This window comes from Williamsia sp. Y853 (assembly GCF_056786495.1).
Map to the genome: position 1 here is coordinate 1,562,878 of NZ_JBXCJC010000001.1, position 25,855 is coordinate 1,588,732.

The window sequence follows — 25,855 nt, forward strand, 5'->3', positions numbered from 1 at the left end:
GCCGAACCGACCGCCCGGCGTGCCGATATTGCCGCCGGTCAGGCGGTCTGATCGTCGATCATGACGGTCCGTAGGAGTTCCTCGGGTATTGCGAACCCGTCCACCAGGGTGCGGGCGTGGGGCCGCAGGCTCAGGCACAGTTCGTTGACGCCCCGCCGGATGGCCTTGGCGCGTTCGACGGACACGTGCCGGTGCATCAGGAACCAGTCGAGGTCGGCTTCCAGCGTCGAATAGACGAACAGGTCGCAGACCTTGCCGAGCAGTTCGGTGCCGGCTTTGCTGTCGCACCGGTCGATCGCCTCGATGAATGCTTCGAGCACCACCCGTTCGGTGTGTGCGGTGCCGACCTTGAGCAGGTGGTCCTGGGCGCTGTTGAACACCTCGAAGGGGTCGTTGTCGTCGTCGGTGGCTCGGCGCAACCGGTTGGCGCAGGTCCGCAGCAGATGATCCTCACGGTTGCGCAGCAGCCGGATCTGCGTCCCGCGGTTGGTCAGGTCGGACTGCTCGGGATCTTCGTCGCTGCCGTCCATGAGGGTCTGCACCACCTGGCGGGCTGCGGACTTCTCGAGGAAGACGTCGCGGGCCATCCCGGCGATGAACCGGGCCCAGCCCACCGCGTTCAGGCCGCGCACGTCGTCGGCGTAGGCCGAGAGCAATTCCTTGGCCACCAGCTGGGTCAGGACCGTGTTGTCACCCTCGAACGTGGTGAACACGTCGATGTCACCACGCAGGATCGACAGCTGGTTCTCGTCGAGGTATCCCGCGCCGCCACAGGCCTCTCGGCAGACGTTGATGGTGTTGGAGGCATGCCACGTGGTCATCGCCTTCAAACCGGCTGCGGCGGTTTCCAATTCGCGTTGCCGGTCCTCGTCGGCGCTCTCCGCTGACTGGACTTCGTGGAGTTCTTCGATGATCTCGTTCTGGGCGAAGGCGAGCGCGTACGACTTCGCGATCAGCGGTAGCAGCTTGCGCTGATGACCCAAATAGTCCATGACGGTGATCTCGTCGGTGGAGTCGGGGGACTCGAACTGCTTGCGCGCCAAGCCGTATCGGGTGGCGATGGTCAGTGCTTTGCGGCTGGCCGCGCCCGCGGTGGCGGCGACACTGACCCGTCCGCGGATGAGAGTGCCGAGCATCGTGAAGAAGCGGCGGTTCTGATTCTCGATCGGGGACGTGTAGGTGCCGTCCGCCGTGACATCGGCGTAGCGGTTGAGGAGGTTGTCGCGTGGGACGCGGACTTGGTCGAAGGTGATGCGCCCGTTGTCCACTCCGGCGAGTCCACCTTTGTAGCCGCAGTCGCTCGTGGTGACGCCGGGCAGATCGTTGCCGTCGGCGTCACGGATCGGGACGACCAGACAGTGCACACCGCGTCCGGTCGGTTCTTCGCCGGGGCCGCCGGTGATCAGCTGCGCGAACACCGCCGCGACCCTGGCGTGCTGCGCGGCGCCGCCGATGTAGTCCTTGCGCGCGAGATGGGTCGGCGAATGGACGATGAACTCGTCGGTGGCCGGATCGTAAGTAGCCGTGGTCTGCAGCGCCTGCACGTTGGAGCCGTGGCCGGTTTCGGTCATGGCAAAGCAGCCGAGCACGTCGAGGTTGATCAGGCCCTCGACGTACTTCTGGTGATGGCGCTCGGTGCCGAGGTTCTCGATAGCACCGCCGAACAAACCCCACTGGACGCCTGCCTTCACCATGAGTGACAGGTCGGCGTAGCCGAGCAGCTCGATGGCGGTGATCGATGCACCGATGTCGCCGCTACCGCCGTGCTCTTCCTGGAATCCGGCACGGGCGAAGCCGAATTGGGTCAGTTCGCCCATGACATCGAGCATCCGCGCGCGGGCCTGCTCCAGCGACCGAGAAGGATCGGGGAGCAGGTCGGCACGGTTCAGTTGTTCTCGAACGTGTTCCCGCGTACTTCGCCACCGGCCATCGAGTGCGATCCGGAGATTGTCGACGAGCAACGCGTCGTCTGCGTCGGGGGTTTCGGTACCCGGAAGATCGGCCGGGACGTCGTCAGAGCTGGCTTCGATGGCAGTCATGAATTCGAGCCTACCCAGCGGACGCGACGCTCAACCCCGCATCACCGCTCAATCACCCATCACGTGGCGGGGACAACCGTGATGGCGTCGAGGCGTTCGAGGATGAAATCGCCCGCGGTAACCGGTGGTCGCCCGGACTCCGTGCCGATCGGTGGTTCCAAGGGTGTCACCACGGCGTCGTGATTGGCCTCGTAGAAATAGATCAGCGAGACGAGGTCCTCCTCCGGGGCATCTGCCTGCGGTGGCAGGACGCGGTGACGGCCGGCCGGCCACCGACCCCCGGTCCAGTATTCGAGGAGATCGCCGATGTTGATCGTCAGCGCGGATGGATCGTATGGAGCGTCGGCCCATCCGCCTTCGGTGCTGTAGACCTGCAGTCCGCCGGCGCCCGGCTCACGGTCGAGCACGGTCACCGTGCCGAAGTCGGTGTGTGGTCCGATCCGGTACTGACCGTCTTCGACCGGCCCGGTCTCGGTGATCGCGGGTAGTGGTTGATGTTCGAGGTCCAGGTGGCGAGATTCGTCAGGCCGAGAAAGGGATTGGCCTCACCGGTCAGGCCAAGCGATGCGGCCATCAGATCCAGCAAGTCGTCAGAGAGGGACTTCATCTGCTTGCAGTAGTCGACGAACAACTCGTGCAGATGGGGGACCTCCTGCGGCCAGAGGTCCGGCGGGAACCACAGGGCGTCGACCTCCGGATCGCCCACCGGCGTCTGCGCGCCACAGTTGTAGGTTTCCTTCAGATCAGGTGGGGTCTCGGTGCCTTCGGCGTATCCGTTGGCCTCCATGCCCGGGCCGATCCAGCCGCGGCCACCGACCGCGACGGCGTACCTTTCCTTCACTTCGGTTGGCAGCGCGAAGAACTCGCGTGCCGCCGACCGCAGGGCGGCGGGGAGTTCCGGGTCGATGCCGTGCCCGGTGACCAGGAGGAACCCGGCCTGCTGCAGGCTCTTGTCCACGGCCGCGCACAGCGCGTCGGCCGCTTCGCCTCCGGTGCGCCACTGCGAGATGTCAACAGTCAGAATGGGACTACTCACGACGTGCTCTCCTTCGACGGCTCCGTATCACCGGCAACGCCGATGTCCTCATTCCACAGGAGCGGGTTGAGGTCGATGAACTCGGACATCATCGACACGCAGTGGGGATCGTCGAGCACGGTCACCGAGACACCGTTCTCGATGAGCCAGTCCTCTCCGCCGCGGAATGTGGTGTTCTCGCCGATGATCACGGTCCCGATGTTGAACTGACGGATCAGGCCGCAGCAGTACCAGCACGGGGACAGCGTGGTGACCATGATCGTGGACCGATAATCGGTCTGCCTGCCGGCATTGCGGAACGCGTCGGTTTCGCCGTGGACGCAGGGATCGTCGTTTTGTACCCGCCGGTTGTGGCCGCGGCCGAGGAGCGTCCCGTCGGCGGCGAACAGTGCCGCCCCGATGGGGATCCCGCCTTCGGCGAGACCCTGTTGGGCTTCGGCGTATGCAATCTCGAGCAAGGTGGTCGGGGAAACATCGAGGGATGTCGTCATGCCAGCAACGGTGCCCGTGATGCGTCGCCGCGGCAACTGACATAGTGTCCCGGTAGCAATGCTGGACGACGTGCATTTCGTCCGGTCCTTGAAGTCGATCGGTGAGAAAGGGACACCATGGTCCTGACATTGCGTGACGTGCTCGACCGGCATCTCGCGGCTGCCGATCCGCAGGTCCTGAGCGGGTATGACGGGCTCGACAACGAGGTTCGGTGGGTGCACTCGAGTGAGATCTTCGAGATCGGGCCGCTGCTGTCGGGCGGAGAACTGCTGCTGACAACGGGACTCGGACTGGCCGGGGTCGATGCAGGCACGCGGCGGCACTACATCCGGGAACTCGCGCAACGCAAGGTTGCCGGCGTGGCGATCGAGATGGGCCGGACCTTTGATCAGGTGCCCGACGAGATGGTGCGCGAGGCCTCGACCGTGCACTTTCCGTTGATCGCCCTGCGCACGGTGATCCCGTTCATCGACCTGTGCCGGTCGGCCAACACCGATCTGGTGTCGGGCGAGGTTGCCCTGTTGCGGCGGCGAAGTGAGCTGGGTACCGCGTTACACACCGAGATGGCGGCGGGCAACGGTGCGCCGGCGATGCTGAAACGTATTGCGGCCGCATCTGGTTGCCCCCTTGTGCTACTCGGCAGTGGCAACGCGCTGATGGCCGCCGAGGGTGTCGACGACGATCATTCGGCATGGCAGGTGGTGGATGCGCAGGTGGCCGCGGTCCCGGTGGGGATGCGAGGGGAGGTTCTCGCAACGCTGGTCGCGGGCCCGGGATCTCCGCTGGATCGGGCCGGGTTGGTCAGCATGCTCGAGGTCGGGGCGGGGCCCCTCGGGGTGACGCTCTCGTTGTCGCGGGAGCTCGGTGGCCTTCCGCATCGGGCCGCGTCGTCGTTGGTCTCGGATCTGCTCGAAACCCGCATCGATCGCCGGTCCGACCTGATGATGCGGTTGGGGGCCGCGGGTTTTCGGCCGTCCGCCTCCGCCCGGATCGTTCCCGTTGCGGTTGATGTACCGACACCGAGGATGGCCTCGCAACTCAGTGCCTCTGCCGCCAAACGGATCTCGGCGCAATCGATGCACGCACAGGTACATGCAACCGCGTACGCCCTGATCGCCCCGTCGCAACTCGACCGCGACGCCGTCACCGAGATCGTCGGTGCGTATGCGGGAGGTTCCGGCGCGGCGACAGTGGTGGTGGGCGATCCCTGCCGCCTTGATGCGCACGAACTCTCGTCGGCGCTGGTGCGGGTGCGCCATGCGTTGTCGCTCGCGGTTGCCGATCGACGGTCGGGTTTGCATGCGGATGCGGTGACGTCGGTCCGGGCGCTGGCCGCGGACCTGGCGGTGGAGACCTTGCCGGATAGCGTGCGCTCGGAGTTGGCTGCCGCAGCGCTCGGCCCGGTGATCGCCTGGGACAACGACCACGGCTCGGAGTTGATCCACACCCTCGAAGTCCATCTGCGGAACGGGTGCAGCGCCACCCGGTCGGCGGCGGCGCTGAATCTGGGGCGGCAGAGTCTGTATCAGCGGCTCGAACGAATCCGCGGACTGATCGGATTCGATTTCACTGCGCCGCAAACCTATCCGGGATTGCTGATGGCCCTGTGCGCTCATCGCGCACAGGGCCGTCGCAGAGCCGACTGATCAGAACCACTTGTGGAGCAGTTCGAGGGGTGATCAGCGCGGCTCGGGTCATTGACTGTCAGATCAACGGGCGGGGGTTGATCAGACTGCCTGGTAGTCCTTGTTGATCTTCTTGCTGCACAACAGGATGTAGCCGAAGAAAGCAATGAGGAATCCGACGAAGAAGGCGATGTCACCGAGTTCGGGCACAGCTTCGGCCACGTAGCCAACCCATCGTTCCTGATTGCCGAACAGCAGCACCGAGACCACCAGGGCGACCAGGAATGCGATGAGTCCACCCCAGTTGGAGTATTTGGAGTCGTAGAGGAATCCGGCGATGGGACGGTTTCGGCGCAGCAGTTGGTCGGCGAAAACGATGCCCAACCACGGTCCGATCCAGTAGGCGACGATCAGCAGGAACGTCTCATAGTTCGCTGCGGCATCGGCAAGGGCCCACCAGGCGACCAGGAATCCGACCACACCGAAGACCGCTGTGACCAGTGCGCGTTGGATACCGACCGAGAACTTGAATCCCATTGTCACAAAGGCCATCGCGCCGGAGTAGAGGTTGATCGCGTTGGCCGCCACGGCGCCGACCGCGATCGCCAGCAAGGTGAGGTTGGCAACGACCGAAGGCATCGACGAGGTGAACGCGTCGGTGTAGTTGAGGTCGGCGTCGAAGCCGATCGTGACCGATGCCGCGCCGATCGCCATCAAAACGGTGGTCGAGATGAACAGGCCGCTGGATGCGAAGAATCCGGTCTGGAGCTTGGAGACGTTCGCCGGAAGGTAGCGGGTGAAGTCGGCAGCGTAGGGCGTCCAGCCTGCGGTGTATCCGAAGGCTGCGCCGACGGTCAGCAGGAATCCGCCGAGGGTACCGCCGCTCTCGTCCAAGGACGGCATCGAAAGGTCGGCTTCGCTGAAGATGAAGATGCCTGCGGTCACGAAGATGACCGCAAGGACCGGTGCGGCGGCCCGTTCGAAACTCTGAACCAGGTTGTGTCCGAAGAACGCAAAGCCCGTCTGCAGGAGCACGATGATGAGCAGCGCGATCGCCGACGGCACGCCGATGAGACTGTTGAGGGCCAGTGCGCCGCTGACGCTATTGGTGGCAAACCAGCCGATGCCACACATCACCGCCATGAAGGATGCCGGGACGATGTTGCCTCGGTATCCGAAACCCAAGCGGCCGAGCACCATCTGCGGCACACCGTGGAGCGGGCCGCGCGCGGACAACAGGAAGTGGGCAGCGGCGCCGAGCAGGTTGCCCAGTGCCATCGCGGCAATAGCCTGCCAGAAGGTCAAGCCGAAGTAGAGGACCGCGAGAATACCCAGGAAGATCGTGGCGAATTCCAGGTTGGGGGCGGTCCAGGTCCAGAACAGGCCGCGGGGCTTCCCATGGCGCGCCTCGAGCGGGATGAACTCGCTACCGCCCGGCTCCACTGCGAGAACTTTGTCGCCGTAGGTGCCCGATGCAGTCTCCGGTTCCGGAGTGGTGCGGGGCGTCGTGGATGTCATTGCGCAACAGTCTCCCGCGCAGAGGCAAGCTGCAACTGACATTTCGTCGGTTGGGATTGCCAATTCGGTAGTCGGATTGTCGGGAACGCCGCGATAGAGCAGCCGATTGCCGTGGTGCCGCCGCTGAAACCCTGTCAATCTATGTGGAGTGGACTTCTCGGGCGGCGGCACCACGCGCTTTCACGCTATGGAGTTGTCAAGTTTTCGTGCGCGGTCCCGACGGTGAAATCGGGTGCGACGGTGGTGGAGAGCTGGTTCAGTCAGGCGGCGAGGGTCAGGGTTCGTCTGTTGTAGGCCGGTAGAGGTCTTCGCTGCGGATCGATATCCGCGGGCGGGATCAGCCACGGATGTCCGTCGGATCCCATGATCACGTCCCACCCGGTGTTGTGAACAGCCATGTGACAGGTGCGGCACAGCAAGCACCCGTTGTCGAGGGTGGTCAGGCCGCCGTCCACAAAGTGCACGATGTGATGGCAGTCCGACCAGCCGGCCTTTGCCCCACATTTCACACAGCAGGTGTCGCGGATGATGATCGCTTTGCGGACCAGCCCTTTGAACAGCCGTTTCGGTGGACTCATATCGACCGGGACCTGCTGCCCGTCCAGGGTGATCGAGCTGATTGATGAATCGCAGGCCAACGTTGCGGCGGTCGCTTCGGTGATCGGACCCATCCAGGGCAGGGACGCAGCTTCGGGGTGGTCGGCGGGCACCGTCACGATCACTTCGGTTCGCGGCGCCGACACCAGTGTTGGTCCGCCACCGCCACAGTCCAACAGCTGGTGCAAGGCATCGGCGCGGCGTTGGGTTGGGCTTCGACTGTCATCCGAGCCGTCGGGTTCGGGGCGTGCGTTGGACCAGAAGTCCAACGCGGAGAACAACTTTTCTCCGATCACCGCATCCACATCAAACGTCCCGACACAGCGACCTTCACGGACTTTGTATTCCAGACTGTTCAGTGACCGGTCTTCGGCCGGCGGCGGCCCGCCGGTGTCCCTGGAGACCTCGTTACCCAGCAAACGGGCAGCCGCACCGATCTCAGCCGGTGGTGCACCGGAGACGGCGTGACTCAACAGTTTTCGCTCGAACTCGACCTGCTGTTCGGCGGTGATCGGATCCTCGGACCGGCCGACGACATGGGCGACACCTTTGACCACTGCGTCGATATGTTCGGAGGACAGGAACCCGTCCCGTGAATAGCCGGCAGTCCGATCCAGACCGGCCAGTCCCGCGCCGATACGTATCCAGCGATACGCAGACGCCGGCGCTGCACCGTTGGACTGCAACAACTTTGCCGTCGTCGAACCGGCCTTACGGGCGATACCCGACTCATCGATCACCGCAGCGCATATCGCGAGTTGATGCTCGGTCGCGTTGCGCAGGGTGATCAGCTCCTTCACCACCCCCAGCGCAACGTTCGCATCATCGGGAATCACTAGGTCGACGAGATCGTCGACCATCTCGAGAAGTCGCATAGCACAGCACCTTCCATGACAAGAGTAAACGGAATGTTCGACCGGAGTGTGTCTGCGGGGAAGGCGTCAGATACGTCGTGCTTGTGGTCGACTGATTCCACTGTACCCAGTCGAACGCATGTTCGCAAGGTTGAAAGTGGTGTATTTGACTTGGCTGCAACATCTTTCGGTAGGTAGCCAAAGCAACTCCCGTGACGCTCCCGATCTGTCAATACGTTTCGGTGCGGGTCTCGTCTGGCAAATGGGTCTGGGCGTATGGCACTCCTCGTTCAGCGTCCGGTCGAACCGTTCGACTTTGCCGTTGGCACGAGGCGGGTCCGCCTATGCTTGATGGTAGTGGTTAGATTCTGTTTGAAATAGTCTGAGCGGTAACAAGATCCGTTGTCGGTGACCACTCGTTCGACGATGATGCCGTGGTTGTTGAAGTGGGCGCCCACTTCTTCGCCGTGGTCGGCGAGCGTTGGAATTGTTCGGCGGCGCGGCGAATCGACCAGCCGTCCACGACGTCCCTGGTCATTACAACTAGTGAACGGACGGCTGCTGCTGGGTGATGCAGTGGATGCCGCCACCGCGTTCGAAGAGGGGCCGGGCATCGATGGTGATTACTGTCCGGCCAGGGTAGACGTCACCGAGTATCTCCCCGGCCTCGTGATCGTTGGGGTCGCCGAAGCTGCAGGCGATGACGGCACCGTTGATGACGAGGTGGTTGATGTAGCTGTAGTCGACCGGTCCTTCGTCGTCGGTCAGGACGGTGGGCGCCGGTATATCGATGATTTCCCAGCCGGGTTCTGCGGCGGCGATGGTGGCCTTGATCTGCTTGCTGACCGCGAAGTCGGGATGGTTCGAGTTGCGCTGATCGTGCAGCAGTACCACCCCCGGTGACGGCATTGCGGCCACGATGTCCACGTGGCCTCGGGTGCCGAACTTCTCGTTGTCGCGAGTGAGGCCGTGTGGCAACCAGATCGCGCGGTCGGCACCGATGGTCCGGGCGAGCTCGGCCTCGACCTGCGTTTTGGTCCACGTGCTGTTTCGGCCGTCACCGAGCTGTACCGACTCCGTGAGCAGGACGGTACCTGCCCCGTCGACCTGGATGCCGCCGCCCTCATTGACCATCGGCGAATCGATGAGTTCGGCACCGGAGAGCTCGGCGATGAACTTTCCGATGTGCTGGTCCTTGTCCCACTGTGCCCACCGGGCCGCGCCCCAGCCATTGAAAACCCAGTCGACCGCGCCGAGACGGCCGTTGTCGCCGAGGACGAACGTCGGCCCGATGTCGCGTGCCCACGCATCATTCAGGGGTGCCTCGACGATCTCGATCTCGGACGACAGGTAGTCGCGGGCCGGCCCGATCTCGCCGGGGTCGACGATCATCGTGACCGGTTCGAACTCCGCGATGGCATGCGCAACGGCGGCCCAGGTGCTACGGGCCTCGTCACGAGCCACCGTGGTGTCACCCAGCGAGTAGCCCTCGACCGGGAAGGCCATCCAGACCTTGTCCTGTGGAGCGCTTTCCGCGGGCATGTGCCAGTTGCTCATCGGGTGCTCCTCGTCGGGGGTCAGGTCAGTGCAATGTACTTCGTGGTCAGGTACTCGTAGATACCCTCGGAGCCGCCCTCACGCCCGATACCGGACTGTTTGACGCCACCGAACGGCGCGGCGACATCGGAGATCACACCCCGGTTGATACCCACCATGCCCGATTCGATCTCGTCGGCCACGCGCAGTGCCCGGTCGAGGTCCTTGGTGTAAAGGTAAGCAGCCAAACCGAATTCGGTGGAATTGGCTGCGTCGATGGCCTCGGCTTCGGTGGCGAATGTGCTGATCACGGCGACGGGGCCGAAGATCTCGTTCTTGGCGATCTTGGCATCGGCGGGAACCTGGTCGAGCACGGTGGCCGGGTAGAAGCACCCGGCGTCATCGGAAGGGTCGGCGCCGAGGCGAACCCGCGCTCCGGTTGCCACCGCGTCGGAAACGGCGGCGGCGATGGACTGCTGCTGTTTGCTGTTGACCATCGGGCCCAGGGTCGTCTTCGGGTCGTAGCCCGGGCCGAGCACCATCGCCTTCATCTTCGCGGCCAGGGCTGTCGTGAACTCTTCGGCGATATCTTCTTGTACCAGAAAGCGATTGGCTGCGGTGCAGGCCTCGCCACCGTTGCGGGTCTTGGCGGCAAAGGCACCTTCGACCGCAAGTTCGAGGTCGGCATCGGCAAAGACCAGGAACGGTGCGTTACCGCCGAGTTCCATGGAGGTTCGTTGCACGTTTGCAGCAGCATCGCCGAGCAGGGTGCGACCCACCTCGGTCGAACCGGTGAAGCTGATCTTGCGGACCCGGGGGTCGGCGATCAGTGGTTCGGTGACGTCGGTTGCCTTGCTGGTCGGTAGCACTGCGAGTACGCCGTCGGGCAGTCCGGCCTCGCTCAGCAGCTTCGCGAGGTACAACATCGTGAGCGGGGTTTCTTTCGCGGGTTTGACCAGCATGGTGCAGCCGGCAGCGAGCGCGGGACCGATCTTGCGAGTTCCCATGGCCAGTGGGAAGTTCCACGGTGTGATCGCCAGGGCAACGCCGACGGGCGCGTGCTTCACCAGGATGTTGCCGGTGCCTGCGGGCGACTGTGTGAAGCGACCGGCGATCCGTACCGCTTCTTCGGCGAACCAGCGCAAGAACTCGCCGCCGTAGTTGATCTCCGCCTTCGAGTCGGGCAGGGCCTTACCCATTTCCAGCGTCATGATCATCGCCATGTCGTCGGCGTTCTCGCGGATCAACTCGAAGGTCGATCGCAGGATCTCGGAGCGGACCCGGGGTGCTGTGCCTGCCCACTCGTCAGCGACCGAGAGTGCACTCTCCAACGCGGTTTTGGCGTCCTGTGGGGTCGCGTCGGCGATTTGTAGCAGGGTGGTGCCGGTGGCAGGGTCGGCGACGGGGAAGGTTTCATTGTTGGATGAGTCGACGGACTTACCGTTGATCCACAGCCCGGCGGGAACTGCGCCCAGCAGGTCGCGGAAGTCGGCGATGGGGTCGGTGGTCTTCTCAGTCATGGCAATGGCCTCCTGGGGTTTCGGTTGAGCAGTGTGAGCTGGGGCTTGGCTCGACGTCCAGTGACGGGTTGCGGTCGAAGAAGCCAAAAGGTTTGAGCCAGAACGACACCGTGTCGGCTGGCATGATGGGCCAGTCCTCCGGCCGGGTGATGTGGTGGACACCGAAGGTGTACCAGAGGACCACGTCGGTGTTGTCGATGCTTCGGTTGGCCTTTGTCCATTCGCCGAGTCCGGTGTCGGTGGCCGATTGGTTCACGAATTCGCCTGCAGGCCAGCGCTCATCGGGATGGTTCGGGGTCACCCAGACGGTGTGCCCGATGACCTGTGCGCGCTGGAAGATCGGGGAGGCGGGATCGAACATCGCCGGGATGGCGTCGCCGGGGACAAGTTTGTACGACGGGTGGGTTCCCAGGCCGTTGGTGGTGTTGGTGTTCACCACCTTCCAGGCGCGCTGCGTCGCCCAGTTCATGTCCTGCTTACCCTCGTCCTCGGTGCGCAGTGGAGTATTGCGCTGGACCAACGCCAGCCCGTAAGGATTTCCGGGACCCATCGGCTCGATCTCGGTTTCGCTGGCATAGACGGTGTTCTCGGTCCCGTCCACGTCGAGATCCAGTCGGGCGGTCAGGAAGTGCTGGTGGTACGGCGCGTAGGTCCGTTCGTCAACGAGAGTGCCGTTGGGGTGCGCCGCGCCGGGTGCGATCGGTGTGGTCACCATGATCCCGGTGGCGCGGACCTCGCATTCGATGTTGCCGTCCTGGTAGAAGCGCCAGTAGACAAGGTATTCGTAGTTCGCCACCGTGACATGGAAGGAAACCGTGAGCCGGCGCATTCGTCGGACCTCGGCGCCGGCGTCGTGATCAACGTGTTTCCAGAGCACGGCGTTGTCTTCTTCATGGATGCAGATGGCATTTTTGATGGTGTACGGCTCGCCCTTGCTGTTGTGCAGGACGGCATCGAGGTACCGGATCTCACCGAGGCAATCGCAGCCGAGTTCCAGCGAGGTGGTCATGAAGCCCAGACCCCACTCGCCGATGTCGAATGCCGTTCTGCGGTAGTGATCTTCGGATGGGTCCCGGTAGGGGACCATCATCTCGGCGAATGACAGTCGATGCGCCACCGACCGCACGCGACCACAATCGTTGTAGCTGATCGTGTGCAGCGTCATGCCCTCGCGGTGGTTGAAACCAACTCGGAGAGACCAGTTCTGCCACTTCAGCAGGTTTCCGTCGAGGGTGAATGATGGGCCTTCGGGCTGGGTGATCTCCAGCGGTTTGAGTGGCTCCCGTGTCGACTTGGCGCGCAGGCGCTCCGGGATGCGGGCCGGAACGTATTCGCCCATCACCTCGGGGGGGGCCACACCGCCGGTGTCCTCGATTTCGAGCAGTTCCATCGTGTTCAGGTCGATCACGCAGTGCAGACCACTGACCGGGTGCGCGTACGGATTGGCGCCGGCTTCGCTTTTGACCCAGGTGTCGGACCATCCGATTCGCCGCTCCCGATACTTCTCGGGCGCCACGGCATCGCCGTAGGTCCAGGTGTCCATGAACACGAGGTCGAGGTCGGTGATGCCGCGACTGGCCAGTGCCGCAATCACATCGGGATGCTTGCGCAGAACCTCATCGCACTCCTCGAACTCGTCGACGGTGAAGTTCGGTTGAACACCCGGGATGTGAGTGAACGATTCGACGGTGTCGTCGGTCAGGGAGACCACTGCCTTGTAGGTGGTGTTGCGGCTGCTGTCCAGGCAGGTGACGATGCCCTTGCGGGCTGGGACGGGGCCGCCTGCGGCATAGGCGGCAAGGTCGGCCTTGCTCGGTTCGAGGAGTTCGATGGAGGCGAATCGCCAGCCCTCACCGACACCCTGGTCACGTTGCAACAGTGCTGCAGTGGTCCGGAACTCGTCTTCCCCCAGCGGATCGAGCGGGTGGAACGTGGATTTCGTTGACACGCGATTGCTCCTAGCGGCTGGTGAGTTCGTTCAGGGCGTCTTCGAGGGCATCGAGGCCGTCGTGCAGGAGTTCGTCGCTGATCACCAGCGGCGGCAGTAGCCGGATCACGTTGCCGTAGGTGCCGCACGAGAGCAGCACCACGCCCTTGGCGAGGCAGGCGGCGACCAACTCTTTGGCGAGTTCCGGGTTCGGCTTCTTGCCATCGCGGTGAACGAGTTCGATGGCCAGCATCGCGCCGCGTCCGCGCACTTCGCCGATTTCTTCGGTCACCGATGCCATTGCCTGCAAACGGCTTCCGGCAATGGCCTCGATGTCGCGTGCCCGACCGGGTAGATCCAGTTCGGCCATGACATCGAGCGCGGCGAGTGCCGCCGCACAGGCCACCGGATTGCCGCCGTAGGTGCCGCCGAGTCCACCGACATGCACGGCGTCGAGCAGATCGGCACGACCGGTCAACGCGGACAACGGCATACCGCCTGCGATGCCTTTGGCCATGGTGACCAGATCGGGGACAAGACCTTCGTGTTCGCTGGCGAACCAGGCTCCGGTCCTGGCGAATCCGCTTTGCACTTCGTCGGCGACGAACACGATTCCGTTCGCCCTTGCCCAGTCCGCGATCGCCGGCAGGAAACCCGGTGCCGGGACGATGAATCCACCCTCGCCCATCACGGGTTCGATGATGATCGCGGCGATCTGATCAGCGCCGATCTGGCTGTCCATCTGCGAGATCGCCCGGGCAGCCGCGGTGGGTCCGTCGAGTTCGTCGCGGTACGGATACGACGTTGGCACCCGGTAGATCTCCGGCGGGAATGGACCGAATCCGTGTTTGTACGGCATCGTCTTGGCCGTCAGACCCATCGTCAGGTTCGTACGGCCGTGGTAGGCGTGATCGAATGCCACCACCGCATCGCGCCCGGTAGCCAAGCGGGCCACCTTGATCGCGTTCTCGACGGCTTCGGCCCCGGAATTGAAGAGCACCGTGCGCTTTTGGTGGTCGCCGGGTGTCAGATGGTTGAGGCGTTCGGCCACCGCGACGTACCCCTCGTACGGGGTGATCATGAAGCAGGTGTGAGTGAAGTGGCCTGCCTGTTCGGCGACGGCATCGGCGACCGCCGAGTTGCTGGCGCCGACCGTGGTCACGGCGATGCCGGAACCGAAGTCGATGAACGAGTTGCCGTCGATGTCGACGATCACCCCGCCGTCCGCGTCGGCGGCGTACACCGGAACGGCAGAACCCACCCCGGCGGCCACCGCCATCGCCCGGCGACCTTGCAGGGCAGCCGATTTCGGTCCGGGGATCGAAGTGACAAGGTTACGTTTCTGGGGCAATCGGTAGTTGGCGCTCATAGTGTCATCCTCATTCCACCGAACTCATGACGTGCTTGATGCGGGTGTAGTCCTCGACCCCGTAGCTGGAGAGGTCCTTGCCGTAGCCGGAGTTCTTGAATCCACCGTGTGGCATTTCCGCGACGAGCGGGATGTGGCAGTTGACCCAGACGCAGCCGAAGTCGAGTCCGGCACTCATTCGTCCCGCAGTGGCGTTGTCGGTTGTCCAGACGCTGGAGGCCAGACCGAAGCTGACGTCGTTGGACAGTTCCAATGCCTGTTCTTCGGAGTCGAAGGCCTGCACAGTCACCACCGGTCCGAAGGTTTCCTCCTGGACGAGGGAGTCCTTCTGATCCACGCCGGTGATGACGGTGGGTTCGACGTAGAAGCCCTTGTCGCCCTTTCGTTTCCCACCGGTGACCACGGTGGCGTGCGGCGGTACCGAGTCGAGGATCGAGGTCACCTTCGTGAAGTGGTTGACGTTGTTGAGTGGCGGAACCGTTGTGCCCTTTGCCTTGTCGACGAGGGCGTCGACGAACTTGTCGTGGATCGATGAGTGGACGAGGATGCGGGTGACCGCAGTGCAGTCCTGGCCTGCGTTGAAGAACGACGCGTCGCCGATACCGTCGACGGCCTTGTCCAGGTCCGCGTCGGCGAAGACCACGGCCGGGGCCTTTCCACCGAGTTCGAGGTGTGCGCGTTTGAGGTTCTGCGCCGCCGAGACCGCGACGGCGATTCCGGCGCGGACCGAGCCGGTGATCGAGACCATGCTCGGGGTCTTGTGTCCGACGATCGCGGCTCCGGTGGCACCGTTGCCGAGAATCACGTTCAGCACACCGTCGGGCAGGATGCCCTTCGAGATCTCGGCGAGGACCAAGGTCGACTCGGGTGTCGTGTCAGACGGTTTGAGGACCACGGTATTACCGGCCGCGATCGCGGGGCCGATCTTCCACAGCGCCATCATCAGTGGGTAGTTCCACGGCGTGACCTGAGCGATCACCCCGACCGGTTCGCGACGGACGTACGAGGTGAAGCCATCCATGTATTCGCCCGCGGACTTGCCTTCGAGTAGGCGTGCGGCACCGGCGAAGAAGCGGATCTGGTCGGCGCCGACGGTGACCTCTTCGTCCGCGATCTGATCATCGGGTTGTCCGGTGTTGCGGGCCTGCGCCGCCACGAGCGCATCCGAGTTCGCCTCGATGGCGTCTGCGAGGTCCAGGAGCGCCTTCTGCCGGACTTTAGGGGTGGTTTTGCCCCACGTCTTGAAGGCCGATGCGGCGGCAGCCATCGCGGCATCGATGTCGGATTGGGCCGAAATCGGCGAGACTCCGACCACCGACTCATCGGTGGGGTTGATGAGGTCGATGGTCTCGGTCGAATCCGAGGTGACGAATACGCCGTTGATGTAGTTCTTCAGGGGCTCGTGTGCCATGACACCGGGTCACTTTCGGTTGCGGGTGGATGAATCCTCCTACCGTCACCCAGTGTTCGCTGCCGGGTCGGAAGCGTGATCCTGACAGTTTGTCCAATTCGGTGTTGGCATTACGCCATTCTGTATAGTCGGATTCGGGTCATGCCAGGTCGTGGGGCCATTTGTACGGGGACGAACTAAGGGGTTGCGGCGGTGGGCACAACGGTTCGATGGTTGCTCGCACAGCACGAACTCGATCTGACATTGCTCGGCGGCCGCGCCGGGATCGACAGGGATATCGACTGTGCGTCGACGTCGGAACTCCCGGCGCCACAGGAGTGGCTGTCCGGTGGCGAACTCCTCCTCACCACCGGACTTCGGCTGCCGGAGTCACGGGAGGGTCGATTCGACTATCTACACGGTCTGAGTGAGGTCGGCGTCGCAGGCGTCGGGTTCGGTGTGGGCTTCGGTTTCGACGACGTCCCGCAGGACCTCGTCGACGCGGCCGACGAATGCGGTATCCCACTGTTGGAGGTGCCGCTGCCGGTGCCGTTCTCGGCGATCGCCCGGGCAGTGCTCGATCGGATCGCCGAACAGCGATTCGACCAATTCGTCCGCGCGTCCCATACGCAACCGCGGATCACCAGGGCGGTCATCTCCGGTGGGATGCCTGCAGTGGTCCGGGAATTGGGGGAGGCGATCGACGCCGTTGTCGTGTTGCTCGACCATGACCGAGAAGTGGTCAGTTCCCGGCCGACTGTACTGAGCCCCGAACAGTTGGCGACGGTGCGCAGAGAGATCATGCGTGATCCGAATGCGGCCAGCGGAGTCACGATGACCGATGAGCAAACGGTCACGATCCAGCGAATCAGTGTCGGCGGCAGTGTATTCGGCTATCTCTCCGTGCTGAGTGTGTCGCCACTGGGCGACCTCGAGCGCGTCCTGCTCGGGCACGCGACCTCACTGCTGAGTCTGGAGCATGCCAAACCCCTTCAGGTGCAGCGTGATCAACAGTCCCTGCATGCCGATGCGCTGATGATGGCAATGGCCGGTCCGCCCCCGGCCGCCGCCCGCAATATTGTGCTGCGAGCAGCCGATCGGGACGGGCGGGTGCGCGTTGCGATCGTGACGTTCGACAGTGTTGCAGCGGCGAAGCAGGCCGCGTTGGCTGTTGCCGTCGAACTGCAGTCCCGGTGGCGTCCGGTATTCGTACACCATGTGGGGCAGGAGATCATGGTCCTGCTGCGCGGTGAAGACCAGCGCCGTTTTGCCGAGTCCGTCCTCGGTGTTGTCGGGGTCAGCGGTTGTCGGGGCGGGCTTGGTTCGATTGTGGCGGTGGACGAAATCGCCGAATCAGCCCGGCACGCCAGATTGGCCGCGGATGTCGCGGCCGAAGGTGAGGTGGTGGACCTGCTGGCTCAGCGATCGCTGCTGGCACTGGATCCGGTCCGGAAAGCGCTCAGTGGGGCCAGGGTCTCCCGTCTGGGTCCGCTGGTCGACCACGATCGCGAGCAGGGGAGCGACCTTGTCGAAACCCTGCGGGCTTACCTGCAGGCCAACGGTCAGTGGGAACCGGCGGCGGTGGCCATCGGGGTACATCGACACACACTCCGCAACCGAATCGATCGCATCGAACGTCTACTACGCATCGACCTCACCGATGCCCGGACGCGAGCCGAGCTCCTGCTGATCCTGCTGTCCGATCCACGCTGACGCAACGGATTGGCAAACCTCTCAGACATCAAGGCCGATTCGGGCATGTTGGACTCGTGGCCGGATCGGTTCGGTACTGATTGTCGCGAATGTCGGTCTGGTCGACGCCCTGACATCAGAACATGGAGTATTTCTCCACCCACCGTGGTTGAAACCTTTGTGAAGGCAAGCGGACTGATCGTGCCGCGCTGGGCGCGGGTCTCGGCGACAACGGCCCCGGTCGTGTTACTTGTGACCGCTGTCGCGGCGGATTCGCTGGCCACAGCCGGTTACAACCCGATCCGTCAGACACTCAGCGTCCTCGCGACATCGCACCGCGCCGAATGGGTCATGTCGGCCGGTATCGCTGTCAGTGCGGGTTGCCTGATCGTGGTGGGTCTCGGTCTGTTCATGGTGCGGCCGATCGCCCGTGTGGTTCTGGTCGCCGGTGGCGCCAGTGGTGTGGCGGTCGCAGCGGTTCCGATCACCCTGACAGCACCACTCCACCTCGCGGCAACATGCGTCTCGGCATTTCTGCTGGCGCTGTGGCCTGCGCTTGCGATATCCCGGTCGAGGGCGGCGCCTGCCGCTCTCCGGGTCCCCGTAGCGATCGCGGCGTCGAGCACACTGTTTCTACTGCTTGCTTGGACCGCCTATGAAACCCAGGGCGGGGCACTGCTCGGGCTCGCCGAACGCGTGACCGTGGTCGCCGAATTGGTGTGGCCGGCAGTTGTGGTCGCCTCTGCACGATTCCGGCGCCCACCCGACCCGCTTGCCCTGGGTCGATCCACCCCAGATGAAACACGCTCGATCCGGACCGCAACGACCGAGGTCGCATCCTCGGGTACAGGTGCCCGATACCGCTGAGTTTTCGGCGATGCCGGGTTGGGGTGAGTTAAAGGCCAGGTCAGCGTCATCAGAACCCGCCATTTTCGGTTCATGGGTCGGCGTTTGCCACACTGGAGGTCGTGTCGCATGCCACCGATCAGTCAGCGCAGCTCTTCGAGCGCGCATCCCGTGCCATTCCAGGCGGAGTGAACTCGCCTGTTCGAGCCTTCAACTCTGTGGGAGGAACCCCGCGGTTCATCTCCAGCGCATCCGGTTATCGGATGACCGATGCCGACGGCAACAGTTACGTCGACCTGGTCTCCAGCTGGGGCCCCATGATTCTGGGCCACGCCCACCCGGCGGTTGTCGAGGCCGTGCAGAAGGCGGCGACCACGGGTCTGTCGTTCGGTGCGCCGACCGAGGCCGAGATCGAGTTGGCCGAAGAGATCATCGAGCGGGTCGCCCCGGTCGAGCAGGTACGACTGGTCAACTCGGGTACCGAGGCGACGATGTCGGCGGTGCGTTTGGCCCGTGGATTCACCGGGCGTAGCAAGATCATCAAGTTCTCGGGCTGCTACCACGGCCATGTCGATGCATTGCTCGCCGACGCGGGTTCGGGTGTGGCGACGCTGGGCTTGCCGACCTCACCCGGTGTCACCGGCGCGCAGGCCCAGGACACCATCGTGCTGCCGTACAACGATCTGGCCGCCGTCCGCGAGACATTCGCGGCGTATCCCGGACAGATCGCCGCGATCATCACCGAGGCCGCCGCCGGGAACATGGGTGCTGTCGCCCCGGTCGAAGGCTTCAATCAGGGCCTCAAGGACGCCACCAGTGCTGATGGTGCGCTCCTGATCATCGACGAGGTCATGACCGGCTTCCGGGTGAGCAAGGCCGGCTGGTTCGGCCTCGAGGGCGTTGCCGGCGACCTCTACACCTTCGGCAAGGTCATGAGCGGTGGACTTCCGGCCGCGGCATTTGGTGGTCGCGCCGACATCATGGCGTACCTGGCCCCGGCAGGCCCCGTCTACCAAGCCGGCACCCTGTCCGGGAACCCGGTGGCGGTCGCTGCCGGATTGGCAACCCTGCGCCACGCGGACGACGCCGTTTACGCCGCCCTGGACGCCAACTCGAAACAGCTCGGAACCCTGATCGGGGACGCGTTGACCACAGCGGGTGTCGGCCACCGTGTGCAGTACGCGGGCAACCTCGTGAGCGTGTTCTTCACCGCAGACGGTGATACTCCCATCACCGACTACGCGTCCGTGAAAAAGACCGAGACCTGGCGTTTTGCTCCGTTCTTCCACGCTCTGCTCGATGCCGGCGTCTACCCGCCGCCGAGCGCCTTCGAAGCCTGGTTTGTGTCCGCGGCCTTGGACGAGGATGCTTTCGGTGTTATAGCCGGGGCACTCCCGGCTGCTGCGACCGCCGCTGCGCGGGCCCTGAAGGAGAACTGATGCGCACAATCGTGCACATGATGCGGCACGGGGAAGTTCACAACCCCGATGGCATCCTCTATGGCCGACTGCCGGGCTTTCACCTGTCGGAGCTCGGCGCGAAACAGGCGCAGACGGTCGCCGATGCCCTGGCCGACCACGACATCACCCACGTGTTCGCCTCCCCGCTGCAGCGGGCGCAGGAAACCGCGACGCCGATCGCGGCGGCGCACGGACTCGAGATCATCACCGACGAAGGTCTGATCGAGGCCGAGAACACCTTCGAGGGTCTGCGGGTCTCGGTGGGTGACGGTGCGTTGCGTCGCCCCCGGCACTGGATCAAACTGCGTGACCCGTTCACCCCGAGCTGGGGCGAGCCGTACATCCAGTTGGCGCACCGCATGCTCGCGGTCGCCAACAAGGCCCGCGAAGAGGCCAAGGGTCATGAGGCTGTCTGTGTCAGCCACCAGCTGCCGGTGTATACGCTGCGGAGATTCCTTGAAGGGCAACGCCTTTGGCACGACCCGCGTAAGCGGCAGTGCTCGCTGGCGTCGCTGACAAGTCTGTTGTACGACGGGGATGCGTTGGTGGACATCGTCTATTCGGAGCCGGCCGGTGCTTCTGACCCCCTTGCCACGGGAGCCTGAGGTAGCGAGACAGTGATGGAGCTCGGCCCTGAGCGTGGGAGGACCCGCGTACTGGCACCGCTTGGTTGGCGGATGGTCACGTTGTGCATCCTTGGGATCGCGACGCTGCTGGTGATCGCCGGCTGCGGCACCGGCGACGACGCCGTGGCACAAGGTGAAAACTTCGAATTCGTTTCTCCCGGTGGCAAAACCGTCATCTTCTACGATCCGCCGTCGGAGCGTGGCAAGGTTTCGAACCTCACCGGCCCCGATCTGCTGTCCGACGACAAGACCATCAACCTCACCGATTTTGCAGGCCAGGTCGTCGTCATCAACGTGTGGGGTTCGTGGTGTGGCCCGTGCCGTGGTGAGGCAACCGCGCTCGAAGAGGTTTATGCGAACACCAAGGATTCGGGTGTTGCGTTCTTGGGCATCGACTTTCGTGACCGCAGGGATTCGGCCCGCGACTTTGTCGTTGATCGCGCGGTGACGTACCCGTCGATCTTCGATTACGACGGACGAACCCTGTCGAAGCTGACCACTCCGACCTCGGTGATCCCGACCACCCTCGTTCTCGATCGTCAGCATCGTGCCGCGGCGGTGTTCCTCAAAGCCATCACCGCGGACGAACTCCAACCTGTTGTCGAGCGGATCGCCGCTGAAACATCTGATAACGCATGACTTTCGTAGCCCAGAGTTCAAGCCACCTCGCCGGAGTCGGTGACACCTTCGCGGAGACCGTTTCGAGCGGGCCGCTGTTGTTGGCGCTCGGGGCCTGCATGCTCGCCGGGCTGGTCTCGTTCGCCTCGCCCTGCGTGGTGCCCCTGGTCCCGGGTTACCTGTCCTACCTTGCCGGACTGGTGGGTGCCGAGGCCCCGGCGATGAGCGATGCGGAGTCGAAGAAGGCCGGACGCCTGCGGGTTACCGGGGCCGCCCTGCTGTTTGTGCTCGGATTCACAATCGTCTTCGTGCTCGCCACCGCATCTGTGTTCGGGATCACGAGTGCCTTTGTGGTCAATCGCGAACTGCTGCAACGTGTCGGCGGTGTGATCACCATCCTCATGGGACTGGTGTTCATCGGCCTGATCCCCATGCTGCAGCGCGACGCCAGGTTCCATCCGCGACTGGTGTCGAACCTGGTGGGAGCCCCATTGCTGGGTGCGGTCTTCGCGCTCGGCTGGACGCCCTGCCTCGGGCCGACACTGGCCGCGGTCATCACCACCGCCAGCGGCACCGAGGGTTCGACCGCTGCCCGCGGTGTGACGCTCATCGTCTTTTACTGCCTCGGTTTGGGCCTCCCGTTCATCCTTCTGGCCTTCGGTTCGGCCTGGGCTTTGCGGGCGGTTGGCTGGATGCGCAGAAACGCTCGCGCCATCCAGATCTTCGGAGGTGTACTACTGGTTGTCGTGGGTGTGGCGCTGGTGACCGGACTGTGGGATCAATTCATCGTTTGGGTTCGGGACATGTTCGTCTCGGACACGGTGCTTCCGATATGACCGCAACCGAAACCAGAACCCCGCCGCCCGTCCCGAAGGCCGGCCCGCTCAGGCGTTACCTGCTGTGGCCCGCCCGGAACACCTGGCGCTCACTGACCTCGATGCGGACCGCGCTCGCGCTGCTGTTCCTGCTGGCGCTGGCCGCGGTACCCGGGGCACTCCTGCCGCAACGGTCGCTCAACGAGTTCAAGACCGAGCAGTACATCGCCGATCACGGTTTCGTCGGGCGGTTCCTCGACAAGATCCAGATGTACGAGGTCTTCTCGAGTATCTGGTTCACAGCCATTTACGTGCTGCTGTTCATCTCGCTCGTCGGATGTCTGACGCCTCGCATGATCGAACACGCGAAGGCGCTGCGGGCCCGTCCGGTCCCGGCACCGCGCAACCTCGGCCGGTTGCCCCGGCACGAGAGCCACGAGGTCGACGGCACACCCGACGAGATCGCGTCGAAGATCAACTCCGGTCTGCGGGGATGGCGCAAGACCACCCGCACCGTCGAGCGCAAGGAAGCCGACGGGTCGGTGGCGACCGTCGTGGAGGTCTCGGCCGAGAAGGGTTACCTGCGCGAAGGCGGCAACCTCCTCTTTCACTTCGCGCTGCTGGCGCTGCTGGTCGCGATCGCGGCAGGCAAGATGTTCGGTTACGAGGGCACCCGCATCCTGGTCGCCGACGGCCAGGAAGGCCTCTGCAACACCTCGACCGCGGTGTACGACTCCTTCCGCGCAGGCAATATGGTCGACGGCACCAATCTCAACGAGTTCTGTCTGCAGGTGGAGTCGTTCGACGCGGACTTCCTGCCGACCGGGCAACCCGAGATGTACAGCGCTGACCTCAAATACCAGGTCGGCAGCGACATCGACACCGACGAGTGGCAGTCCAGCGAAGTCAAGGTCAACCATCCTCTGCGTATCGCGGGCGATCGAATCTATTTGCTGGGCAATGGTTTTGCTCCCACCTTCACGGTCACGTTCCCGAGTGGCGAAACCCGCACGCAGACGGTTCCGTTCCAGCCGGATGAGCTGCAGACGATGATGTCGAGCGGTGCAGCCCGCTTCGACACCCCCGCCGGGCTCTATCCCAACGAGGACGAGCGGCGGAAGAATCAGATCGCCATCGAAGGTCTGTTCGCCCCGACGGCCACCTTCCACGGTGGATTGATGACCTCGAGCTTCCCTCTGCCGGAGGCTCCCGCGGTTGCGATCGACATCTACAAGGGCGATACCGGCCTCGATACCGGACGACCACAGAACGTGTTCTCACTCGACGTGAACCTGATCAACCAGGGACGTCTGCTCAAGCAGGAACGCGTCAACCTGAACATGGGCGAATCGACCAAACTCGAGGACGGCACGACCGTCCAGTTCGACGGCTACCAACGCTGGGTGTCGTTGCAGGTCTCGCACGATCCCGCTCAGAAGTGGGTGCTGGTGTCCGCGATCGCCATGCTCGTCGGCCTTCTCGTGTCGCTGCTGATCAAGCGCCGCCGGGTGTGGGCCCGGATCACGCCGTTGACCGGGCCGCCGGGTGATGGCACCTCTACGGTGGATGTGCGACGCTCTGTAGTAGAAATGGCCGGTCTGGCACGTACGGATCAGGCCGGTTGGGGCGAAGGCTTTTCCGACATGGTCGCCGATCTGTTGGGCATCGCCCCTGACACGGACAAAAACAAGCCTGGTGGCAAAGAACAAGGTGGACGTAAAAAATGAACGCTGGGAAAAGGTGACTGATGAACGTCGATGAGACACTCTCTCGGTTCTCCGACCTGACGTACGGCACGGCGCTGACCGTGTACGTCCTGGCGATGATCCTGTTCCTGGCATCGCTGGCCTCCAAGAACAAGACCATCGAGAAGTCGAACGAGCTCGTCGCCGCGGGTGCGGTCGGTGGTTCGCCGGTGGTCGACGCCGACGACGTGCGGACGCCAGGCAAGCTCCAGGCCGCAGAGAAAGAGCCGCTGGGGGACCGGTTGGCCAAGATGGCCTACGGTGTGGTGCTCCTGGCGACGGCGCTGCAGGTCGCGTCGATTGTGTTGCGCGGCTTCGCAACCGGCCGGGCGCCCTGGGGCAACATGTACGAGTTCGTCTCCATCAGCTGTGCCGCCGGCATGATCGCGGCCCTGGTGGTGTTGCGCAAGCGTGAGTACCGTCCGCTGCTCGGATTCGTATTGCTGCCGATTGTCATCCTGCTGTTCATCGCCGGCACCTACCTCTACACCAACGCTGCACCCGTGGTCCCGGCGCTCAAGTCCTATTGGCTGGCCGTCCACGTCTCGATCGTCGCACTCGGATCCGGAGTCTTCCTGGTCTCGGGCGTGGCGAGCATCCTTTACCTGCTGAAGCTGAAGTACCCCGAGCCGAGCGATCGATTCTGGGGTCGGATCCTGCAGCGCGTGCCGTCGGCGCAGACGCTCGATCGTCTCGCCTATAAGACTGTTGTGTTCGCGTTCCCACTGTTCGGTCTCGGTGTCATCTGCGGTGCCATCTGGGCCGAAGCCGCCTGGGGTCGGTTCTGGGGATGGGACCCCAAAGAGACGGTCTCGTTCATCGCCTGGGTGATCTACGCGGCATACCTACATGCGCGGGCCACCGCCGGGTGGCGGAACACGGCGGCGGCCTGGATCAACATCGCCGGCTTCGTGGCAATGTTGTTCAACCTGTTCATCATCAACTTGGTGGTGTCGGGCCTGCACTCCTACGCCGGGCTCTGACCGCAACGTGAAAGGCGCCCTGACCAGTTGGTTCAGGGCGCCTTTTGGCATATCGAGGTTGTCTTCGACGGCATATGTCGACGGCGTCTTCGACGGCACATCGAGGGCGTCTTCGACGCGCGTCAGCTCACGCGATCGTTCTGCTGCTTCTTGACAACCTTCAGGAGTTCGATGACGACATCGAGGGTGTCGGTGGAGATGGCCTCGTGCCGGAATGCTGCGAGGTGTGCGCCGGTCTCGGCGGCCATCTGCACATATTCACGTTGCTGTTCGACACGTTTGAGATCCTCATCTGGATCTGTCAAGAAATACGTGACGCTGATTTCGAATGCCCGGGAAATTGCTTCGACGGTTCGAAAAGACGGAGTTTTGGCTTTGCCGGTCCGCAGCTGGGAGATATAGGCATCACTCAGGGTGTAACCGAGTTGGTTCGCCTTCAGGGCAATCTTCTTGCCCGTGTAGGGGATTCCGTTCTCGTCACGCACGGTGCTGAACAATTCGTTCAGGTGGTCGGCAAACGTTTTTCCATCGTGTACAGCAGCCACTTATCTAACTCCCAGACCTGTGATTTGACCGCAGCAGTGTGGAGCGGTCGAACTAGAGCGTGACTCTACCTTTAAAGTTCGCAAAAGGGGTACCGAGACCAGGCGCCTTCTGGCAATTTGGGTACGTTAACTTCGGACTTAATCCGCCAAATACCGGTCGTGAAATCCGATTATAATTTTTGGACAAAAGGCCAAGAAAAGTTGGACAGTTGTATAGGCGAAGTAACGTTAATCAGTAGAGCCGGACACCGTCAATCAGTGGAATTGGGCCGGTCGTCACCGTCGGAATTGAACTTCGGATTCTTGTCGCGGGCTTTGCGCTCCAGATCGTTCAAGAATTCGAGATCATCGTCCGGGCCGACGGGCCCGCGCTTCATCTGACGTCGCGGGATCTGGGGTCCGCCGTGTCCACCGGTCTCTCCGCCCTCCGCGTCGGGTCCAAATGCGCGCCACGCAAGGTAGGTCAGTGCCAGCAAGCCGATGATGGCAAGTAGGTAGATCATTTCGGCACCTCCAGAATCAAAGCCGTTGAGGCCAGGCTACTGGAGGTGCCGACTCGTGGTGCCTGCCTGCGCCGAACACGCGGTGCCCGCAGACGCACGAAGGTGGTCTGAAGTGGTCG

20 protein-coding genes and 2 pseudogenes are annotated in these 25,855 nt (G+C 63.6%); 9 read left to right on the plus strand and 13 right to left on the minus strand.

The window, feature by feature from the left end; translation table 11 throughout:
- Positions 1-38 precede the first annotated feature (38 nt).
- The 3 genes and pseudogenes from AC1TPF_RS07430 to AC1TPF_RS07440 form a co-directional block, all read right to left on the minus strand.
- Positions 39-2,039 carry an acyl-CoA dehydrogenase family protein gene (locus AC1TPF_RS07430; RefSeq protein ID WP_482135758.1) on the minus strand — a complete coding sequence of 667 codons (2,001 nt, stop codon included), beginning with the start codon at positions 2,037-2,039 and terminating at the stop codon, positions 39-41.
- A 59-nt stretch (positions 2,040-2,098) separates the two neighbouring features.
- Positions 2,099-3,075, minus strand: a pseudogene (locus AC1TPF_RS07435) (isopenicillin N synthase family dioxygenase).
- Positions 3,072-3,566: a nucleoside deaminase gene (locus AC1TPF_RS07440; RefSeq protein ID WP_482135756.1), complete on the minus strand. Its 495-nt coding sequence runs from the start codon at positions 3,564-3,566 to the stop codon at positions 3,072-3,074. The pseudogene AC1TPF_RS07435 and the gene AC1TPF_RS07440 overlap by 4 nt, the downstream one beginning before the upstream one ends.
- Before the next feature lie 117 nt (positions 3,567-3,683).
- On the opposite strand from AC1TPF_RS07440, the gene AC1TPF_RS07445 reads away from it, so the two are divergent.
- Complete coding sequence (locus AC1TPF_RS07445; RefSeq protein ID WP_482135755.1) at positions 3,684-5,213, plus strand: PucR family transcriptional regulator; 1,530 nt, start codon at positions 3,684-3,686, stop codon at positions 5,211-5,213.
- 81 nt (positions 5,214-5,294) lie between these two features.
- Here the strand turns inward: AC1TPF_RS07445 and AC1TPF_RS07450 are convergent, their stop codons facing one another.
- The 8 genes and pseudogenes from AC1TPF_RS07450 to AC1TPF_RS07485 all read right to left on the minus strand — a co-directional run bounded on the left by AC1TPF_RS07450 (position 5,295) and on the right by AC1TPF_RS07485 (position 15,924).
- Positions 5,295-6,710 carry a purine-cytosine permease family protein gene (locus AC1TPF_RS07450; protein ID WP_482135754.1) on the minus strand — a complete coding sequence of 472 codons (1,416 nt, stop codon included), beginning with the start codon at positions 6,708-6,710 and terminating at the stop codon, positions 5,295-5,297.
- A 260-nt stretch (positions 6,711-6,970) separates the two neighbouring features.
- A complete protein-coding gene (locus AC1TPF_RS07455; protein WP_482143297.1) occupies positions 6,971-8,182 on the minus strand; it encodes an HNH endonuclease in 1,212 nt (403 codons plus the stop codon).
- Between the two features lie 261 nt (positions 8,183-8,443).
- Positions 8,444-8,613, minus strand: a pseudogene (locus AC1TPF_RS07460) (IS481 family transposase); the annotation flags it as partial.
- 91 nt (positions 8,614-8,704) lie between these two features.
- Positions 8,705-9,718, minus strand: coding sequence for an agmatine deiminase family protein (locus AC1TPF_RS07465; RefSeq protein ID WP_482143299.1), 1,014 nt, complete (start codon positions 9,716-9,718; stop codon positions 8,705-8,707).
- A 20-nt stretch (positions 9,719-9,738) separates the two neighbouring features.
- Complete coding sequence (locus tag AC1TPF_RS07470) at positions 9,739-11,217, minus strand: NAD-dependent succinate-semialdehyde dehydrogenase (RefSeq protein WP_482143301.1); 1,479 nt, start codon at positions 11,215-11,217, stop codon at positions 9,739-9,741.
- The gene (locus AC1TPF_RS07475; protein ID WP_482143302.1) at positions 11,210-13,165 is read right to left on the minus strand and encodes a primary-amine oxidase; all 1,956 of its coding nucleotides are present in this window, start codon (positions 13,163-13,165) and stop codon (positions 11,210-11,212) included. Before AC1TPF_RS07475 ends, AC1TPF_RS07470 begins: the two co-directional genes overlap by 8 nt.
- A gap of 10 nt (positions 13,166-13,175) precedes the next feature.
- A complete protein-coding gene (gabT, locus tag AC1TPF_RS07480) occupies positions 13,176-14,513 on the minus strand; it encodes a 4-aminobutyrate--2-oxoglutarate transaminase (protein ID WP_482143304.1) in 1,338 nt (445 codons plus the stop codon).
- Positions 14,514-14,523: 10 nt separating this feature from the next.
- A complete protein-coding gene (locus AC1TPF_RS07485; RefSeq protein WP_482143305.1) occupies positions 14,524-15,924 on the minus strand; it encodes an aminobutyraldehyde dehydrogenase in 1,401 nt (466 codons plus the stop codon).
- A 192-nt stretch (positions 15,925-16,116) separates the two neighbouring features.
- On the opposite strand from AC1TPF_RS07485, the gene AC1TPF_RS07490 reads away from it, so the two are divergent.
- The 8 genes from AC1TPF_RS07490 to ccsB all read left to right on the plus strand — a co-directional run bounded on the left by AC1TPF_RS07490 (position 16,117) and on the right by ccsB (position 24,688).
- Positions 16,117-17,616, plus strand: a complete 1,500-nt coding sequence (locus AC1TPF_RS07490) for a PucR family transcriptional regulator (RefSeq protein WP_482143306.1) — start codon at positions 16,117-16,119, stop codon at positions 17,614-17,616.
- A 144-nt stretch (positions 17,617-17,760) separates the two neighbouring features.
- The gene (locus AC1TPF_RS07495; protein WP_482143307.1) at positions 17,761-18,462 is read left to right on the plus strand and encodes a DUF998 domain-containing protein; all 702 of its coding nucleotides are present in this window, start codon (positions 17,761-17,763) and stop codon (positions 18,460-18,462) included.
- 92 nt (positions 18,463-18,554) lie between these two features.
- Positions 18,555-19,880, plus strand: a complete 1,326-nt coding sequence (gene hemL / locus AC1TPF_RS07500) for a glutamate-1-semialdehyde 2,1-aminomutase (RefSeq protein WP_482144051.1) — start codon at positions 18,555-18,557, stop codon at positions 19,878-19,880.
- Positions 19,880-20,506 (plus strand): histidine phosphatase family protein, encoded by a 627-nt coding sequence (locus AC1TPF_RS07505; RefSeq protein WP_482135745.1) that lies wholly within the window; start codon positions 19,880-19,882, stop codon positions 20,504-20,506. The genes hemL and AC1TPF_RS07505 overlap by 1 nt, the downstream gene beginning before the upstream one ends.
- Positions 20,507-20,578: 72 nt before the next feature.
- Positions 20,579-21,166, plus strand: coding sequence for a TlpA family protein disulfide reductase (locus tag AC1TPF_RS07510; protein WP_482144053.1), 588 nt, complete (start codon positions 20,579-20,581; stop codon positions 21,164-21,166).
- Positions 21,163-21,981, plus strand: a complete 819-nt coding sequence (locus AC1TPF_RS07515; RefSeq protein ID WP_482135744.1) for a cytochrome c biogenesis CcdA family protein — start codon at positions 21,163-21,165, stop codon at positions 21,979-21,981. Before AC1TPF_RS07510 ends, AC1TPF_RS07515 begins: the two co-directional genes overlap by 4 nt.
- Positions 21,978-23,687, plus strand: a complete 1,710-nt coding sequence (gene resB, locus AC1TPF_RS07520; protein ID WP_482135743.1) for a cytochrome c biogenesis protein ResB — start codon at positions 21,978-21,980, stop codon at positions 23,685-23,687. The genes AC1TPF_RS07515 and resB overlap by 4 nt, the downstream gene beginning before the upstream one ends.
- A 20-nt stretch (positions 23,688-23,707) precedes the next feature.
- Entirely contained in the window at positions 23,708-24,688 is a 981-nt protein-coding gene (ccsB, locus tag AC1TPF_RS07525) for a c-type cytochrome biogenesis protein CcsB (protein WP_482135742.1), read from the plus strand.
- A 122-nt stretch (positions 24,689-24,810) separates the two neighbouring features.
- Here ccsB and AC1TPF_RS07530 read toward each other — a convergent pair whose 3' ends face one another.
- Together AC1TPF_RS07530 and AC1TPF_RS07535 are read right to left on the minus strand one after the other, a co-directional pair.
- On the minus strand, positions 24,811-25,233 hold the full coding sequence (locus AC1TPF_RS07530; protein WP_482135741.1) for a helix-turn-helix domain-containing protein: 423 nt from the start codon (positions 25,231-25,233) through the stop codon (positions 24,811-24,813).
- Positions 25,234-25,484: 251 nt separating this feature from the next.
- Complete coding sequence (locus tag AC1TPF_RS07535) at positions 25,485-25,736, minus strand: hypothetical protein (protein WP_482135740.1); 252 nt, start codon at positions 25,734-25,736, stop codon at positions 25,485-25,487.
- Positions 25,737-25,855 lie beyond the last annotated feature (119 nt).

What these genes read in the sequence shown, in the direction of transcription:
- AC1TPF_RS07430 (WP_482135758.1), bottom strand. Translation starts at nt 2,039, where the DNA reads ATGACTGCCATCGAAGCCAGCTCTGACGACGTCCCGGCCGATCTTCCG.
- AC1TPF_RS07440 (WP_482135756.1), bottom strand. Translation starts at nt 3,566, where the DNA reads ATGACGACATCCCTCGATGTTTCCCCGACCACCTTGCTCGAGATTGCA.
- AC1TPF_RS07445 (WP_482135755.1), top strand. Translation starts at nt 3,684, where the DNA reads ATGGTCCTGACATTGCGTGACGTGCTCGACCGGCATCTCGCGGCTGCC.
- AC1TPF_RS07450 (WP_482135754.1), bottom strand. Translation starts at nt 6,710, where the DNA reads ATGACATCCACGACGCCCCGCACCACTCCGGAACCGGAGACTGCATCG.
- AC1TPF_RS07455 (WP_482143297.1), bottom strand. Translation starts at nt 8,182, where the DNA reads ATGCGACTTCTCGAGATGGTCGACGATCTCGTCGACCTAGTGATTCCC.
- AC1TPF_RS07465 (WP_482143299.1), bottom strand. Translation starts at nt 9,718, where the DNA reads ATGAGCAACTGGCACATGCCCGCGGAAAGCGCTCCACAGGACAAGGTC.
- AC1TPF_RS07470 (WP_482143301.1), bottom strand. Translation starts at nt 11,217, where the DNA reads ATGACTGAGAAGACCACCGACCCCATCGCCGACTTCCGCGACCTGCTG.
- gabT (WP_482143304.1), bottom strand. Translation starts at nt 14,513, where the DNA reads ATGAGCGCCAACTACCGATTGCCCCAGAAACGTAACCTTGTCACTTCG.
- AC1TPF_RS07485 (WP_482143305.1), bottom strand. Translation starts at nt 15,924, where the DNA reads ATGGCACACGAGCCCCTGAAGAACTACATCAACGGCGTATTCGTCACC.
- AC1TPF_RS07505 (WP_482135745.1), top strand. Translation starts at nt 19,880, where the DNA reads ATGCGCACAATCGTGCACATGATGCGGCACGGGGAAGTTCACAACCCC.
- AC1TPF_RS07510 (WP_482144053.1), top strand. Translation starts at nt 20,579, where the DNA reads ATGGTCACGTTGTGCATCCTTGGGATCGCGACGCTGCTGGTGATCGCC.
- AC1TPF_RS07515 (WP_482135744.1), top strand. Translation starts at nt 21,163, where the DNA reads ATGACTTTCGTAGCCCAGAGTTCAAGCCACCTCGCCGGAGTCGGTGAC.
- resB (WP_482135743.1), top strand. Translation starts at nt 21,978, where the DNA reads ATGACCGCAACCGAAACCAGAACCCCGCCGCCCGTCCCGAAGGCCGGC.
- ccsB (WP_482135742.1), top strand. Translation starts at nt 23,708, where the DNA reads ATGAACGTCGATGAGACACTCTCTCGGTTCTCCGACCTGACGTACGGC.
- AC1TPF_RS07535 (WP_482135740.1), bottom strand. Translation starts at nt 25,736, where the DNA reads ATGATCTACCTACTTGCCATCATCGGCTTGCTGGCACTGACCTACCTT.